Below are 16,393 nucleotides of genomic sequence, written 5' to 3'. Positions count from 1 at the left end.
TGTGGCGATGCGCTGAAGCCCGAATTTCGTCCGATTACGAACGGCCGGAGTTTGGCGGCGTTACTTTACTATTCCGCGATAATGCGCACAACCTTACAGGCGAAGTGCCTGATTCTGAGGCAAGAATGCCGAATCAAAACATAATAAATAGCGGTTAACGGAATCGTATCCGGCGTAACAAAGGGAAAGACGGGTTGCCGAACAGCGAAAATTTGAGCAAACTTCGGGTTTGTTGCGTCTACGCAACGTAGGTTTTCGTCGTGCCCACCCGAAGTGCCCACCGAAGTGCCCACGATAAGGCACGCAGTTCTACATGAAAGAAACGCGCACTCTGCATCCCCTGTCCGACGGGTTGTCCGTGTCGGTGGTGGTCTACCATCCGGATACAGAACAGTTGGTGTCCACGCTCACGGGGCTTGCCGTCGCGTGCGATGCGCTGCACATCAGCCGGCCCGAACTCCCGGTGACGCTATATCTGGTGGACAACGGCGGCCTGCCCGACATCCCGGCGACGCTACAGGAACTCCGGGCTCGCGGCATCGTTTGTACGATCATCGCGGGGCAGGGAAACGTAGGCTACGGTAGAGGCCACAATCTGGCAATCGAAAGCAGCGCCAGCCGCTATCACCTGGTGCTGAATCCCGACATCGATCTGGCAAGCGACGCGCTTCGCGAAGCGCTCGATTTTTTCGATGCACACCCCGAAGCGGGCCTCATCACGCCATGGATCGGTGACGAGCATGGCGAGCAACAGTTCTTGTGCCGACGTTACCCCACGTTGCTCGATCTGTTTGTACGCGGCTTTTTGCCCTCGGGAATGCGTCGACTGTTTGTCCGCCGACTCGCCCGCTACGAGATGCGCGACCGGATCAATGCGCGCGACACAGTGTGGGATCCGCCGATCGTCAGCGGCTGTTTCATGCTGTTTCGCATGACGGCCTTGAAGCAGCTGGCGGGCTTCGACGCCCGTTATTTCCTTTACTTCGAAGACTATGATTTGAGTCTTCGCGCGCATGACGTCACCCGCGTCGTCTATGCGCCCGCGGTGCGCGTGTTGCATCACGGCGGCGGTGCGGCGCGCAAAGGCTCTGTGCATATCCGCATGTTCATGTCTTCGGCGTACAAGTTCTTTGACCGGTTCGGCTGGAAGTGGCTATGAGCCGGGTGCTCGTTACGGGAGCCAACGGCTTTGTCGGCCGCGCGCTGTGCCGCGCGTTGCGTGACTCCGGCAACACGGTCACCGGCCTTGTACGGCGGGAGATGCGGCGAGAGCGCGGTGTGGACGAATGGGTCGACCCCAGCGTGAATTTCGCGGGCATCGACGCGAACTGGCCGGCCGCATTGCAAGTGGATTGCGTCGTGCACCTGGCGGCGCGTGTGCACGTCATGCTCGAGGACGCCACCGATCCAGAGGCTGCTTTCCAGGCGACGAATGTCGAGGGCACGCTGCGTGTCGCGCGCGCCGCGTGGCGGTACGGCGTGCGGCGCTTTGTCTTCGTCAGCAGCATCAAGGCGATGACCGAAGCCGATTCGGGCCGCCCCGTGCGCGAAGACGATCCGCCGGCGCCGCAAGATCCGTACGGTCGCTCAAAACGCGCTGCCGAAGAAGCGCTGATCCGCCTGGGTGTGGAGACCGGCCTCGAGATCGTGATCGTGCGCCCGCCGCTGGTCTATGGTCCTGATGTGCGGGCTAATTTCCTGAGCCTGATGAGCGCCGTGTGGAAGGGCGTACCGCTGCCGCTCGGCGCGCTTCGCGCAAGACGCAGCCTCATCTACGTCGACAATCTCGCGGACGCTTTAGTGCATTGCGCGACCGACGCGCGCGCTGCCGAGCAGTGCTTTCACGTCGCGGACAATGACGCCCCGACGATCGCCGAACTGGCGCGCGCGCTTGGCCGCCACCTTGACCGGCCGGCGCGCTTGCTGCCCGTGCCCGAGAGCTGGCTGCGCCTCGCCGGCCGCCTGACGGGGCGCACGGCGCAGGTAGACCGGCTCGTCGGCTCATTGCAGATCGACACCAGCCGGATTCGCACGGTGCTGGGTTGGCAGGCGCCGCATTCCACCGAAGAAGGGCTGGCCGCGACAGCCCACTGGTACCGATCCACGCATTGAGGCACGCATGCTGATGTCCCCTTCCACGATGCCGGGCTGGACGACCGTGATCCTGATCGCGCTCGGCTCCGCCTGCGCCTGCGCGGCGATCCTGTGGACGCTGCTCAGGAGCGGCCTCGCGTGGCGTCTGGCCACCGATATTCCCAACGACCGCTCGTTGCACACGCGGCCCACGCCGCGGGTAGGCGGCTGGGGCATCGTACCGGTGGTGGTCGTGGCGACGCTGATCGTTTCGCCGCACCTCTGGCTTGCCGCGCTGTGCGCTGCGGTGCTGGCGGCGGTCTCGCAGATCGACGACCGGCGCGGACTGCCCGCGCGGGTCAGGTTCGCCGCGCACCTGGCCGCGGTGGCGGTCTTCGTCTGGGCGCACCCCGCGCCTGCGCCGCTCTGGCTGCTGGCGGCCTTGTCGTTTTTACTGCTCTGGCTGGTCAATCTTTACAATTTTATGGACGGTGCGGACGGCCTGGCCGGTGGTATGACGCTGTTCGGCTTCGCGGGCTACGCCGCAGGCGCCGCGCTCACCGCGCATCCGTCGCCGGAACTCACGTGGGCGTCGGCGGCCGTGGCGGGCGCTGCCGCGGGCTTTCTGGTGTTCAACTTCCACCCGGCGAAAATCTTCCTCGGCGACGCCGGGTCGATTCCGCTCGGCTTCCTGGCGGGCGCTTTCGGCTATTGGGGCTGGAGCGACGGCGTCTGGCCGATCTGGTTTCCCGCGCTGGTGTTTTCGCCGTTCATCGGCGACGCGTCGGTCACGCTGCTGCGGCGGCTCCTGCGCGGCGAGAAAATCTGGCAGGCGCACCGCGAGCACTATTACCAGCGCATGGTCCAGTACGGGCTCGGGCATTCGAAGACGGCCATCCTATGGTATGCAGTAATGGCGGCTGGTATAGTACTTGCTGTCGTGTTGCTTGGGTGGCCTTCAGCGCTTCAATGGTGTAGCGTGGGCGCATGGGTGATCGTGCTGGTATTGATTGGTATCGGAGTCGATTCACGCTGGCGTCGATTCCGGATAGCAGATTCCGAACAACCTGAGGTGTGACGCCGATGTTTCGACACAAAGCCTCATGGCTATCATTTAGCGCTTTCGCCTTCGACCTTTGCGCCGTCGCGGGCACCTGGCTCGCGGCATATCTGATCCGCTTCAATGGCTACGTTCCGGTCGAGTTCTGGTCCGGCGCCGTCCGAACCCTCATCTGGGTCCTCCCTGTCTACGGTGTGATGTTCCGCATCTTCGGCCTCTACCGGGGCATGTGGGTGTTCGCGAGCCTGCCGGACCTGATGCGCATCGCCAAGGCCGTGCTGGCCGGCGCATTCGTGATGATGATGGTGGCCGTCATGGCCCAGCCGCATCCCATTATTCCGCGCTCCGTCCTCGCTGTTTCTCCGCTTCTGTTGTTCCTTGCCATGGGCGGCTCGCGCGCGCTCTATCGCGCCTCCAAGGAGTTCTATCTGTACGGCGGCCTGGTCGGACAAGGCAAGCCGGTGGTGGTGCTCGGCGCGGGTAACGCGGGCGCGAACCTGGCCCGTGAACTGTCGCGTTCGAGCGAATGGCGGCTGGTGGGCCTGCTCGACGACGACCCCGCCAAGCAGGGCCGCGAAATTTACGGCTACAAGGTGTGGGGGCCGATCAGCGACCTGCAGCACTGGGCTTCGGACATGAAGGTCGAACACGCGATCATCGCGATTCCATCGGCGTCGGTCGATGCGCAGCGTCGCGTGGCAACGCTGTGCGTGCGCGCCGGCGTGCGGGCCATGGTGCTGCCCGCGCTGACCACGCTGACGCAGGGCGAAGCGTTCCTGTCGCGCGTGCGACAGATCGATCTGGAAGACCTGCTGGGCCGCGAGCCGGTACGTATCGACATGCCGCACGTCGAAGCGCTGTTGAGCGGCCGCGTGGTAATGGTGACCGGCGCGGGCGGCTCGATCGGCTCGGAGTTGTGCCGCCAGATTCTGCGCTTCGAACCCGCGCAGCTGATTGCGTTCGATCTGTCCGAATACGCGATGTACCGTCTCACGGAAGAATTGCATGACCGCTTTCCGAAGCTCTCCGTGGTGCCGGTGATTGGCGACGCCAAAGATTCCTTGCTGCTCGATCAGGTGCTGTCGCGCTACACACCGCACATTCTCTTTCACGCCGCGGCCTATAAGCATGTGCCGCTGATGGAGGAGTTGAACGCATGGCAGGCGGTGCGCAATAACGTGCTGGGTACATACCGTGTCGCGCGCGCGGCGATTCGTCACGACGTGAAGCATTTCGTGCTGATCTCCACCGACAAGGCAGTGAACCCGACCAACGTGATGGGCGCGAGCAAGCGCCTCGCGGAGATGGCTTGTCAGGCGCTGCAGCAGACCAGCACGCGCACGCAGTTCGAAACTGTGCGGTTCGGCAACGTGCTCGGCAGCGCGGGCAGCGTGATTCCCAAGTTTCAGCAACAGATCGCGAAGGGTGGGCCGGTCACGGTCACGCATCCGGAGATCACGCGCTTTTTCATGACGATCCCGGAGGCGTCGCAACTCGTGCTGCAAGCGTCGAGCATGGGGCACGGCGGTGAGATCTTCATTCTCGACATGGGCGAGCCGGTCAAGATCGTCGATCTCGCGCGCGACCTGATCCGCCTGTATGGCTTCAGCGAGGAGCACATCCGCATTGTGTTCACGGGCCTGCGTCCCGGCGAGAAGCTCTACGAGGAACTGCTGGCCGACGATGAGGCAACCACGCGCACTCCGCATCCGAAGCTGCGCATCGCGCAGGCGCGTGAAGCGCCCGACAATCTCCTCGACGAACTGCTGCCGTGGCTGATGCAGCATCGTGTGCCGAGCGATCAGGAAGTGCGCCGCGATCTGCGGCGCTGGGTGCCGGAGTATCAGCCGGCTGCCGCGCCGGCGTTGCATAGCGTGGCGTCGGCGACGCGGGCTTCGTGAGCATGAACTGGTGACGGCTGCGTTTCGCGGCGGCTTTGAATCGTAAGCCTGCGGTGAAAACTGCGGTGAAGAAAGTCACAAAGCAAAAGGCGCTCATTCGAGCGCCTTTTTTCGTTACCGCCGGGTCTTCCTGACCACCATCCAGCGTGGCGACTTGAACCGCACGATACTTACGTAGAGCCAGACATATGTGGCGGCGAACACCACCACGAAACAGAACAGATGCAGCGTATGCCGCCAGAACAACGTGGCCGGCACGACCGCGATCAGACACAGCAGCCACAGGTACGGCGACGTCAGCGAGTTACGCCGCGTCAATTCGCGCGCGGTACGCGTGCCGACCGCCCAGCGCATCAGCCGTTTGTACACCAGCATATGCAGATGCACGCCGTCGGGAATGCCGGGCGACATGCCGCGAATGAATTTTTTCCGGTAGATCGAGAAGCAGGTCTCGAAGATCGGATACATGAACAGCAGCACCGGATACCACGCGGACACGTCGCGATTGCGCATCACCAGCATGATCGACAGCTCGGCCAGCATGAAGCCGATGAAATACGCGCCGCCGTCGCCGAGAAAGATCAGCCCCGCCGGGAAATTCCAGATGAAGAAGCCGAGCACCGCGCCCATCATCATGAACGAGGCGGACAGCACGATCGGATCGGACACCTGGAACGCCACGTAGGCGAGCGAGGCGAACATCATGAACGCGACCATCGACGCCAGTCCGTTGAAGCCGTCGATGATATTGATCGCATTGGCGAGCGCGGCCACCGCCAGCACCGTGACCGCGCAGGAGATCACCGCGTACGAGAGCAGGAAGTCGAGCGGCGGCACGCTGATGCGCGTCACGGCGATGTTCAGCAGGAAATAGGCGAGCGCGGCCGCCGCCATCGTGCAGACGAGCCTTGCAAGCGGCGACACGCGCTTGGTCAGGTCTTCGACCAGTCCTGAGCCGAAGGCCGGCATGCCGCACGCAATCAGCCCGAGAATGCCGCCCGACACGGCGGGATACGCGTGATGCAACTGCACGGCGGACACGATCAACCCGAGCAGAATGCCAGCCCCGCCGATACGCGGCACCGGGCGCACATGGAATTTCTGCACGCCGGCCAGATCGGTGTCGGTGGAGAATTTTTCATGCAGATGCGCGTAGCGCACGATCAACAGCGTGATCAGCAGTGAAACGAGAAAGCCGAGCGCAAAACTAAGCATGAAAGTGGGCCTGAGCGAAGACGCCGAATTATACAAACGAAACGCACCATGCCCGGAAAAGCAGCGGTGCCGCGCGGTCACCCGAAGATCCCAGATAGTGAGGTGAAAACGGCTCGCAAACGCCCGCCGGTCATGGATTCCACCTATTTAGCAGCGGCCGTGCGAGGTCGTTAACCTGGATGCGGCGAAGAGTAAGACACGCGCAAAAAAGATCGCGCGCGCGCCTGCCAACCTGTTTCGCCGCCGATCGGCAAGACGTTCCGGAGACCCAATGCTAAATAACATCACAATTCGTGGCGGCCTGACGCTGGTGATCAGCGTATTCGTCGCTTTTCTGCTGACAGTGATCGGTGTCGGCTATGGCGCGCTCAAGCTCGCCAACAGCAGCCTCGACGACACGCAGCGTAGCGCGGCCGCGTTGTCGCATTTGAAGGCGAGCTCGGAGAAGCTGCTGCAAGTGCAACTCGCACTGGGTTCGTATCAGACGCTCTTTAGCGTCGGCAAGCAGACCGACGACCTGCTGCCGGCCGCGCACAAGGTGCTGGTCGAATCGAACAAAGACTTCCGCAATTACATGGCCGGCCCATTTGCGGACGATAACGAGCAGAAGCTCGCGCAGGCCGTGGAGCAGGCTCGCAGCGCGCTGGTCGATAAGGCGATCGAGCCGGAGTTCAAGGCGCTTGCGGACTTCGATTTCAATACCTTCCGCAATATTCAGGGCGAGACGGCGAACAGTTTTTACACCACTTATTCGAAAGCGATCGACGCGCTCGAACGCTCGCGGATCGACAGCCAGCATCAGCAAGCTCAAACGGCCGCGCAGCGCTTCCAGATCGCGACATTGCTGTTTGCCGCGATCGGCGCCATCGCGCTCGTGATCGGCGTGGCCGCGCGCATCGGTTTGTCAGTAGCGTTGATCAAGCCGGTCAACGCGACCGTCAAGCATTTCGAGCGCATCGCCGCCGGCGATCTGACCGTCGCCATCAAGATCAAATCGCGCAACGAGATGGGCCAATTGCTGGGCGCGTTGACGAAGATGCGCGACGGGCTCGTCGAGACCGTTTCGAAAGTGCGCGGCAGCACGACGGCGATTACTCAGGGGGCCAACGAGATTGCGTCGGGCAATGCGGATCTGTCCTCACGCACCGAGCAGCAGGCTGCGGCGCTTCAGCAGACCGCAGCGAGCATGGAGCAGTTGTCGGCCACGGTAAAGCAGAACGCGGACAACGCGAAGCAGGCGAACCGTCTCGCCCATGGCGCGCTCGACACGGTCACGCGCGGCGGCAAAGTGGTGTCGCGTGTCACTGAAACGATGGATGGGATCAGTGAGTCGTCGCGCAAGGTGACGGAAATCATCGGCATGATCGAGGGGATTGCGTTTCAGACCAACATTCTGGCGTTGAACGCGGCAGTGGAAGCAGCGCGCGCCGGCGAGCAGGGGCGCGGGTTCGCGGTGGTGGCGTCGGAAGTGCGCAGCCTCGCTCAGCGCTCAGGCGCGGCGGCGAAGGAAATCAAGGAGTTGATCGGTGAGTCGGCCGCCAAGGTTCAGGAGGGCGCGTCCCTCGTGTCCGACGCGCAGAAGACGATTCACGAAGCGATGAGCGCCGTCGAGCGCGTGACCGGCGTGATGAACGAGATCGAAGCGTCGGCGCTCGAACAGAGCGACGGTATCGAGCAGGTCAACAAGGCCGTCTCGCAGATCGACGAAGTCACGCAACACAATGCGGCACTTGTGGAAGAAGCCGCTGCAGCGGCGAAATCGCTGGAAGAGCAGGCGACCATATTGCGGGATGCCGTGGCGGTGTTCCAGATGGCGTAATGGCGCAGGGGCGTGCGCTCGCGTAGTTGGCGAGCGCCAACTCCAACCGTGAATCGAATGGAAATTTAATTCAGACATCCTAATTGTTAGATTTTGTAAAAACAGCGTGCCTGTTTAAGCGTTCAGCTGCTCGTACTGGTGTGCCAATTGCTAACTAAAAGCATTTTTTTCCGACGCCATTCCGGTCCGGAAAATCCTTCCGTACAGCAAAATATTTTGCTGTTGACGCCTTGCGGTAAGGTTCCGAAATATTGTCCGTGCGCGAGCGCACAGAGTGATGCTTCGCATTAAGGGATATTGTGTGTTGAATCCGGTCCGAGGAATGTCCTCGACGCCGGCAACGCACATGGTGCACATCATTCACAGCGGACAACTATCGAGCCCCAAAGTCATGCAGAGGTCCTCAGCGGCAGATCCGGATAGTTCCAGGAGCGTACCCAGCGATTACTCGTGTGTGTTGTGCGGTGCCGGCCCAGCAGGAATGGGCTTCCTGTTCTATGCGTTCAAGAGCGGCAAGCTGGCAGAGGTGGCCAGAAACGGCCTGCTGATCATCGACAAACGAGTGAGTCTCGGAGCAGGCAAGCTTGGCGACTATGTGAACGTCACGGGCAACTCGGTCGCCAGATCTTTCCTTGCGTGCCTCGAACACGAACGCTTCGATGAGGTGTTCGGCGACATCCGCGAATACAACGAGTTGCACAGGAAACTGGCCGCGGACCCCGACGGCGCACCGCTGCTCTCTGAGGTCGGAGAGCTGCTTACGCTGGCTGCCGAGCGGCTCATCGCGCACCTCGTCGAACATTTCGACGTCGATGTACTGCGTGGACACGAAATCGACGCGATTCGTCATAGCCAGGACGGCCGCTTCGAAATTGCTTATCACGACACGCGCAGGCCGGCGGCGCGCCGGATGATGATCTGCGACACTGTCGTGATGAATCTGGGCGGAACGCAGCGCGTCGAAGAGGTCGACGATCTGTGCCGCACGCTGGACATTCCATTGCCGGGCAACGGCGTCATCACCTGCACGTCGGATGAACTGCTGCGCCTCACGAGCACGCAACTGGTCGATACCTTCGCGCCCATGTTTGCCCCTGCCACGGCCCGGGGCACGAACCGGATCACGATCATCGGCGGCTCGCATAGCGCGTTCACGATGACCGAGCGTCTTGCGGCTGATCTCGGTGACGCCGGACTCGATGAAATCGCGATCATTCACCGCTCGCCGATCCGGCTGTTTTTCGAAACCGAGCAGGAAGCCCGCGCGTGGGGCTATGCAGTCGATCCAGTCAACGATATTTGCCCGATCACGGGGCGCGTTAATCGTTCGAGCGGTCTGCGCTACCGCGCCTTCGAAATCGCATGCTCGGTGATGTCGCACGGCCTTGTAGCGGGAACGAAGCCGCGAGTCGAATTGATCGATGCCGGCTCCGGGGACCACGAGCGTGCCCGCGCTGCTGCCTGTCTGGCGCACTCATGTGGCGTGATCCATAGCGCCGGCTATGGGCCCAACATGTCCACACTGGTCGACCATCGCGGGGCGGCCATTCCGCTGCAATATTGCCGGAGCGGCTTCGAGGTCGACGAGTTTGCCCGTCCGCTCGACATCAACGGCAAGGTGGTGCGCGGACTCTTCACGTTCGGGTTGGGGTCCGGGTTTCGGCCCGACCCAGAGATCGGGAGCGAGGCTGCATTCTCTGGACGAATCCATGGCGTCTGGATCTTTCACCATCAAATCGGTCAGCGGATTCTGACCGGCGTTCTGAAGGCGCTGGCTGAGAAGGACGCCGGGCAGGAAGCGGAAATGATCACGACGGCGGATGACGACGGACATGCCAGTGGCCGGCCGCGTCGCGGTCGAGCGGACCATCGCCGCTGACTGATGACGTGCAATTCTAGTCATGTCCTCTGGCTTGCCGATTCGAGTTGCTCGGACAACGCATAACGTCCAGTTTATTCCGTTCTATAGACATCCTTAATAAAATAGACATATTGCGATTGTCGGAATAGGAATCGTTGGCAATTCAACCAATATCGGCTTTCTTTCCATCTGCAGTAAAGTGACATTGGCGTCCAGCGTTCTGGCGAACGTCCCGCGAAAAATAGTCCTCTTAATTCCGCCGATCGTGCGGGCTATTCCGCCAGCATTATTGGCGCGGACTTCCTCGCCGGTTATGCTGCATTGCGACATCGAACGCAACGCGATGACCAGTGCGAAGCTTTGATCGTCTCCATTACCGCTTCTGTTTGCCGGCCGCACGAGTGAGGGCAATGCATCGTCATTGGCTCCTCGATTCGAGCGGAGGCCTGCTATACCCAGGCAGGCTGCGATACTTACGTGAGGGAAATGATGACGACATTCCAGTCATACCGCCGTGGTAACCGTTTGCTCGAGGCGCTTCCCACGCATGAATGGGAAGCGCTGCTTCCTCATCTCGAACTCGTCGAATTGAGTCCGGGTCAACTGCTGTCGAAATCCGGTGAAATCATCCGAACCGTCTATTTTCCGGCCACAGCGATCGTGTCCCTGCTGCAGACCATGGAAAACGGCAGCTCGGTGGAGATCGCCGCGATTGGCAGGGATGGCACGACGGGCGTGCCGATCCTGACGGGCGGAGACACCATGCCGGCCAGCGTTCAGGCTCAGTGCCGGGGTTTTGCTTATCGAATCAGCGCTGCGGCACTGCGCGAAGCATTGCGCAATTGCGCAACGCTGCGCTCATCGATGCTGCTGTTCATGCAGGCTCTCCTCACCCAAGTCGCACAGACTGCGGCGTGCAACAGGCTGCATCGACTGGACGAACAACTGTGCCGGTGGCTGCTGGTCGATATCGATCGTTCGGGCACCAGCGATTTGCAAGTCACGCAGCAAGTCATTGCCGACATGCTCGGTGTGCGTCGTGAAGGCGTGACCGAAGCGTCCGGCAAGCTTTGCGACGCTGATCTGATCCATCACAGTCGCGGCCGTGTCCGGATCCTCGATCGGACTGGACTCGAGGCGCGTTCATGCGAATGTTATGCGATCGTAAAACGCGAATTCGACCGCTTATTGCCGCGGATCAACGCGATGGAAGTCACGCGTTGAGGGTTGCCGTATCTACATTCCGAATTGACGTCTGGGACGATTAGCAATACGTCGGGGCGTTCGCGTAGATTGCCGATGGCAAGACGATAAAATGCGGCGAGCACCTGACTTGCGGGATCTGACGCAGGCATCGGAAAGAGTGGCCTTGCCGCTCGCGTATCGCGATATCGGTAAGCTTGCGGTTGATTAGCCGCGGCGCGCGTAGAGAAAGAAGAAAGAAGGCCTAGAGATAAATGGTCAGGTCCTGGCGAAGAATGACCGTATCGCGGTCCGTGTGTTCGGGATCGCGTGCGGTAGTTTCTCCCGCTTGCTGAGAGCTATTCGCGCGTGACAGCAATTGCGCTCGCGCGGAGTGCCCGCCTGGACTCATCGGCCTGCCGTCCTGGCATAGGCCGCGCAATCTGATCGGAAATTGCCGTTCGTCGTCTGCGTTGTGTGTCAAACTGCCTTTGCGCGGCGGCCTGCGGTTCTTGCCTCGCATCGCACCACATCCGTGCTTTTGTCGACCTTTGCCATCCTCGTAAGCGCGGCTGGTTTCATGCTGTGACCTCCAACGGGCGCGATCGTGCGCGTTCGATTGGTCCGATGTCGCATCCACTGCCACGCCATACGTGTACCGCTTCAGCTGTACCGTTTTTCGACTTGGTCGCGATTCTAGTAAAGTATGATGATTGGCGCTTCCACCGCCGCGTCATACTATCGCTGTTGCCTGTGTGTCTTTGATGTTTTACTGGCTGCATGCGGTGATTTTTCGGTGAATCGCGAAGGAGGTGAATCGTTATAAATTCAATCTCGCCTCAATTGAAAGGACCAGGTAAATGTCGAGCGTTGTGACACATTTTTTATGCTTCATATTCGGCGTGGTCATTGGCGTTTTCGTATGTGCATTATGTGTCGCACGTTCGAGAACGCCACGAGACGATAAATAACTCCACCTCGGCGATAAGGCCGAACAACGTCAACGCCACGCGGTCGAAACACGGGCAACGCGAATACTGCAAGCGTTGCCCGACCGCGCGAAGCTCCCCTCCATACCCTCCGGTTAGTGCAGGCGAAAGCGTGTATGTTGCTTTCCGCACGGAAACAAGTTTTCTAGAACCCTACACTGAGTTGGCTGTATCTGTTCGCGGCGATGTAAGTCGCGATGGAACGCTATAGCAAAGCTGCTTATCGACGTCCGGTGGCCGCACCATTCACCGGATGTCAGCCAGATTCCGAACGACCTTCCGCGCAACTTCGTGAAGGCGGCTTCCAAAGGGCTCCCATGATCTTCGTGACAGGCGGCGCCGGTTTTATCGGCGGCAATTTCGTGCTTGACTGGCTGCAAATCTGTGATGAACCCGTGGTGAATGTCGACAAGCTCACCTATGCGGGCAATCTGCGTACGCTGAAATCGCTACAGCGTAACCCGCTGCATATTTTCGAATGCGCAGACATTTGCGACCGCACCGCAATGGACGAATTGCTGGCCGAATATAAGCCTCGTGCGATTATCCATCTGGCGGCGGAGACTCACGTCGATCGGTCGATTTGCGGGCCGGAGAGCTTCGTGCAGACCAACGTCGTGGGTACCTTCACGCTACTGGATTCGGCACGCTCATATTGGAGCAGGTTGAACGACGCTGCCAAAGCGGAATTCCGTTTCCTGCACGTGTCGACCGACGAAGTGTTCGGCTCGCTCTCCGCTACCGATCCGCAATTCTCCGAGACCACGCCATACGCGCCGAACAGCCCTTACTCGGCTACGAAGGCGGGTTCTGACCATCTGGTGCGCGCCTACCATCATACGTACGGCCTGCCGGTGCTCACCACGAACTGCTCGAACAACTACGGTCCGTACCAGTTCCCCGAGAAGCTGATTCCGCTGATGATCGCCAACGCGCTCGGCGGCAAGGCTCTGCCGGTGTATGGCGACGGTCAGAACGTGCGCGACTGGCTGTATGTCGGCGACCACTGCAGCGCGATCCGCGAAGTGCTCGCGCGCGGCACGCCGGGCGAGACGTACAACATCGGCGGCTGGAACGAGAAGAAGAATCTCGACGTGGTCCACACGCTGTGCGACCTGCTCGATCAGCTGCGCCCGAAGACGGGCGCGTCGTACCGCGATCAGATCACCTGTGTGAAGGATCGTCCGGGCCACGACCGCCGTTATGCAATCGACGCCCGCAAGCTCGAACGCGAGCTCGGCTGGAAGCCTGCGGAAACGTTCGAGACGGGTCTCGCCAAGACGGTCCAGTGGTATCTGGACAATCAGGAATGGTCGGACGAGGTCGCCTCGGGCGACTATCGCAAGTGGGTTGAGACCAACTACGCGCAGCGCGCGTAAAGGCACGGCAATGGCGCGCAAAGGCATTATTCTCGCGGGCGGATCGGGCACACGCCTGTATCCGATCACGCACGTGGTATCCAAGCAGTTGCTGCCGGTCTACGACAAGCCGATGATCTACTACCCGCTGTCCACGCTGATGGTGGCGGGCATCCGCGAAGTGCTGATCATTTCGACGCCGCAGGACACGCCGCGCTTCGAAGCGATGCTGGGCGACGGCAGCCAGTGGGGCATGAATATCCAGTACGCGGTCCAGCCCTCGCCGGATGGGCTCGCGCAGGCGTTCATCATCGGCCGGGAATTTGTCGGCAACGATCCGTCGGCGCTGATTCTCGGCGACAACATTTTCTACGGCCACGATCTGGCGAAGCAGCTCGAGCGCGCCAACGAGAAGACCGACGGCGCCACGGTCTTTGCGTACCACGTGCACGATCCTGAGCGATATGGCGTGGTCGAATTCGACAGGCAGTTCCGCGCGCTGTCGATCGAAGAGAAGCCGGCCAGGCCGCGTTCGAACTACGCGGTCACGGGTCTGTACTTCTACGACAAGCAGGTCTGCGACATTGCGGCGGACATCAAGCCGTCGTCGCGTGGCGAACTCGAGATCACCGATGTCAACTCGCGCTATCTCGCCAACGCGGCGCTCGAAGTGGAAATCATGGGCCGTGGTTACGCCTGGCTCGACACAGGCACACACGATTCGCTGATCGAAGCGGCTACGTTTATCGAAACGCTGCAGAAGCGTCAGGGTTTGGTGGTGGCGTGCCCGGAGGAGATCGCATTTCGCCAATCTTGGATCGACGAGGAGCAATTGCTCCAACTCGCCAAACCGCTCGCCAAGAATGCATATGGCCAGTATTTGCTCAATCTTCCGAAGGATCAGGTGGCATGGCCAAGCCGTTGACCCCGTCGTGCTCGAATGGACTGAAGCCGCTCGCGACTTCCATGCGGTAACTGATACGCAACTTGCGGAACGTGCGGCGCCGCACATTTAAATTAAGGCTGTACAGGTACGCTTCAGGCGTAGACCGCAGTGACGCGCATTGTCAGGTGGCTTGCGCGAAGTCTTCACACGCGGGTCTGTTCACGCAGTCGAAGGGTGTTCGCCAATAGTCACGCTACGCCCGCAGACCGCATCAAATACTTTGGTAGTACACCAAGTTTCACAAGTAGTGATTTTTCCCTCTCTTCGATACGCGTTGCGCTCAGCGTGAATTGTCATTCCGGCTTCGACCGGCAGGAATGGAGGTGGCATCTTTCGGTCGCTTGGCAGATCAAACGCTCGCCCTGAGACGTGTTCGCATTGAGTTGATATTAACGATGTCAAATTCAGAATTCGCGGCGACTCTGGCGGTACCTTCGGCCCTTACCTAATTTACTGGCAGACCGCGATGTTGAGACGAACCCTGCTCGCAAATTTCGTTGGACAGATGGTGACCGCGTTGCTCGGCATCGTCATGGTCCCGATATACGTGCATCATCTCGGCGTGGAAGCTTATGGGCTGATTGCCATCAACGCGGTGGTTCTCGCATGGGTGCTCGTTCTCGACTTCGGGCTTTCGCCCACGTTGTGCCGCGAGCTCGGCAGCCTGCGGGCCGGTACCGGTTCGAAAGCCGAGGTCGGGCTGCTGCTGGAATCACTGGAAAAGCTGATTCTCGGCACCAGCGCCATCTTGTTCGTCTTGTCGATTTTCATCGCCCCTTATTTCGCCGAACGATGGCTGAATGCGTCCACGTTGCCGCCGAGCGTGATTCGTACGGCATTTGTGCTGATGATGCTGACTGCCATCGCACGTTGGCTCGGTGCTCTATACCGCGGGGGCGTGGTCGGCATCGATCGACAAGTTGCACTCAACGGCATTGTCATCACCTTCGCCGTGATACGCACGGTGCTCGTTGTGCCGATCATCATGATCTGGCCGCGTATCGAGTTCTTCTTCGTTTGGCAACTTCTGGCGATTGTCGTAGAAGCAGCCGCTATGCGCACGCTGCTCGGCCGTACGATCGATATACCGTTTGTGTCCATGCGTTTCTCATGGAAGGTACTCTCGTCGCGCGCGAAGCTATCGCTTTCGATTGCATTGGCGACGGTAATCTGGGCCTGTACCACACAGATCGACAAGATCGCTCTCTCGAAAATTTTGCCGCTGGCGGATTTCGCGGTGTTCAGCTTGGCGACTCTATTGGCGAGCGGAATCTTGTTGTTGGCAAATCCGATTCAACAAGCATTCATTCCACGGCTGACCACGGAAACCTTCGGCGGCGGGGGAAAAATTCGCGAGATGTATGCGCTGGCCACCGAACTGACGTCATTGGCGGTGATCCCGGTCGCGGCAGTGTTCATCTGTGCGCCTGAGGCGGTGCTTCGATTCTGGTCCGCAAGCGCGCCATTGAGTCCCGAAGCATTGCGAACGATGCAGTGCTATGCAGCTGGGAACGCGTTCTCGGCGATCGCTTCTCTAGCGTTTATTGTCCAGTATGCGAAAGGGGACCTGTCTCTGCATCTGAAAGGCAATATCGGCTTCCTCTTGCTCTATGCGCCTGCGGTCCTATTTGGCGGAATTCATCTCGGGGCGGTCGGCGCGGCTTATGCATGGGCGGCGATGAACTTTCTGCTCCTGTTTGGTTGGGTTGCGATCGTTCACCGAAAGTTTATCCCCGGTATCAACTCGAGTTGGTATTGGGGCCTCGCTGCACGTATCGCCGCGCTCTCACCCGTCGGACTGTTGCTGAGTCTTGCGGACCTGACAAGCTGTTCACGTATTGGTCTGTTCTTTGTTTTATCTGGAGCGTGGCTCGCCATGGCTGCATTGACCATCGCGGTCTCGCCGATCATACAACGAAAGGCTCGCCACCTGGCCGGGTGGCTGGTCTTCAACTGAGACAAACAGCATGGATACTAATCTTCCCCATC

General features: G+C 60.3%; 12 protein-coding genes. 10 read left to right on the top strand and 2 right to left on the bottom strand.

Annotation, left to right across the window (positions count from 1 at the left end; translation table 11 throughout):
• The first annotated feature begins 313 nt into the window (after window positions 1-313).
• From PQR54_RS26570 to PQR54_RS26555, 4 genes are read left to right on the top strand one after another with little or no spacing between them, the layout of a single operon-like run.
• Window positions 314-1,159 (top strand): glycosyltransferase family 2 protein, encoded by an 846-nt coding sequence (locus PQR54_RS26570; protein WP_408250861.1) that lies wholly within the window; start codon window positions 314-316, stop codon window positions 1,157-1,159.
• Window positions 1,156-2,112: a UDP-glucose 4-epimerase family protein gene (locus PQR54_RS26565; RefSeq protein WP_408250859.1), complete on the top strand. Its 957-nt coding sequence runs from the start codon at window positions 1,156-1,158 to the stop codon at window positions 2,110-2,112. The genes PQR54_RS26570 and PQR54_RS26565 overlap by 4 nt, the downstream gene beginning before the upstream one ends.
• A 7-nt stretch (window positions 2,113-2,119) precedes the next feature.
• Window positions 2,120-3,151 carry an MraY family glycosyltransferase gene (locus PQR54_RS26560; RefSeq protein ID WP_408250857.1) on the top strand — a complete coding sequence of 344 codons (1,032 nt, stop codon included), beginning with the start codon at window positions 2,120-2,122 and terminating at the stop codon, window positions 3,149-3,151.
• 5 nt (window positions 3,152-3,156) lie between these two features.
• Window positions 3,157-5,034, top strand: coding sequence for a polysaccharide biosynthesis protein (locus PQR54_RS26555; protein ID WP_106314758.1), 1,878 nt, complete (start codon window positions 3,157-3,159; stop codon window positions 5,032-5,034).
• A gap of 114 nt (window positions 5,035-5,148) precedes the next feature.
• Here the strand turns inward: PQR54_RS26555 and PQR54_RS26550 are convergent, their stop codons facing one another.
• Window positions 5,149-6,249 carry an MraY family glycosyltransferase gene (locus tag PQR54_RS26550; protein WP_012431955.1) on the bottom strand — a complete coding sequence of 367 codons (1,101 nt, stop codon included), beginning with the start codon at window positions 6,247-6,249 and terminating at the stop codon, window positions 5,149-5,151.
• A 271-nt stretch (window positions 6,250-6,520) separates the two neighbouring features.
• Here PQR54_RS26550 and PQR54_RS26545 point away from each other — a divergent pair, with 271 nt between their 5' ends.
• A complete protein-coding gene (locus tag PQR54_RS26545) occupies window positions 6,521-8,068 on the top strand; it encodes a methyl-accepting chemotaxis protein (RefSeq protein WP_408250855.1) in 1,548 nt (515 codons plus the stop codon).
• Window positions 8,069-8,459: 391 nt separating this feature from the next.
• Window positions 8,460-9,947 carry a hypothetical protein gene (locus PQR54_RS26540; RefSeq protein WP_408250854.1) on the top strand — a complete coding sequence of 496 codons (1,488 nt, stop codon included), beginning with the start codon at window positions 8,460-8,462 and terminating at the stop codon, window positions 9,945-9,947.
• Between the two features lie 96 nt (window positions 9,948-10,043).
• Here the strand turns inward: PQR54_RS26540 and PQR54_RS26535 are convergent, their stop codons facing one another.
• Complete coding sequence (locus PQR54_RS26535; RefSeq protein WP_408250853.1) at window positions 10,044-10,340, bottom strand: hypothetical protein; 297 nt, start codon at window positions 10,338-10,340, stop codon at window positions 10,044-10,046.
• 78 nt (window positions 10,341-10,418) lie between these two features.
• Between PQR54_RS26535 and PQR54_RS26530 the strand changes: the two genes are divergently transcribed.
• The 4 genes from PQR54_RS26530 (at window position 10,419) to PQR54_RS26515 (ending at window position 16,361) form a co-directional block, all read left to right on the top strand.
• Complete coding sequence (locus tag PQR54_RS26530) at window positions 10,419-11,153, top strand: Crp/Fnr family transcriptional regulator (protein WP_408251040.1); 735 nt, start codon at window positions 10,419-10,421, stop codon at window positions 11,151-11,153.
• A gap of 1,264 nt (window positions 11,154-12,417) precedes the next feature.
• The gene (rfbB, locus tag PQR54_RS26525; protein WP_408250852.1) at window positions 12,418-13,479 is read left to right on the top strand and encodes a dTDP-glucose 4,6-dehydratase; all 1,062 of its coding nucleotides are present in this window, start codon (window positions 12,418-12,420) and stop codon (window positions 13,477-13,479) included.
• Window positions 13,480-13,489: 10 nt separating this feature from the next.
• Window positions 13,490-14,383: a glucose-1-phosphate thymidylyltransferase RfbA gene (gene rfbA, locus PQR54_RS26520; RefSeq protein ID WP_408250851.1), complete on the top strand. Its 894-nt coding sequence runs from the start codon at window positions 13,490-13,492 to the stop codon at window positions 14,381-14,383.
• A 487-nt stretch (window positions 14,384-14,870) separates the two neighbouring features.
• Window positions 14,871-16,361, top strand: a complete 1,491-nt coding sequence (locus PQR54_RS26515) for an MATE family efflux transporter (protein ID WP_408250849.1) — start codon at window positions 14,871-14,873, stop codon at window positions 16,359-16,361.
• Window positions 16,362-16,393 lie beyond the last annotated feature (32 nt).

It is taken from the genome of Paraburkholderia phytofirmans (assembly GCF_046028095.1).
Classification (GTDB): domain Bacteria; phylum Pseudomonadota; class Gammaproteobacteria; order Burkholderiales; family Burkholderiaceae; genus Paraburkholderia; species Paraburkholderia phytofirmans_A.
Note: the sequence above shows the minus strand (reverse complement) of the source record. Positions and strands in the feature narration are given on the sequence as shown.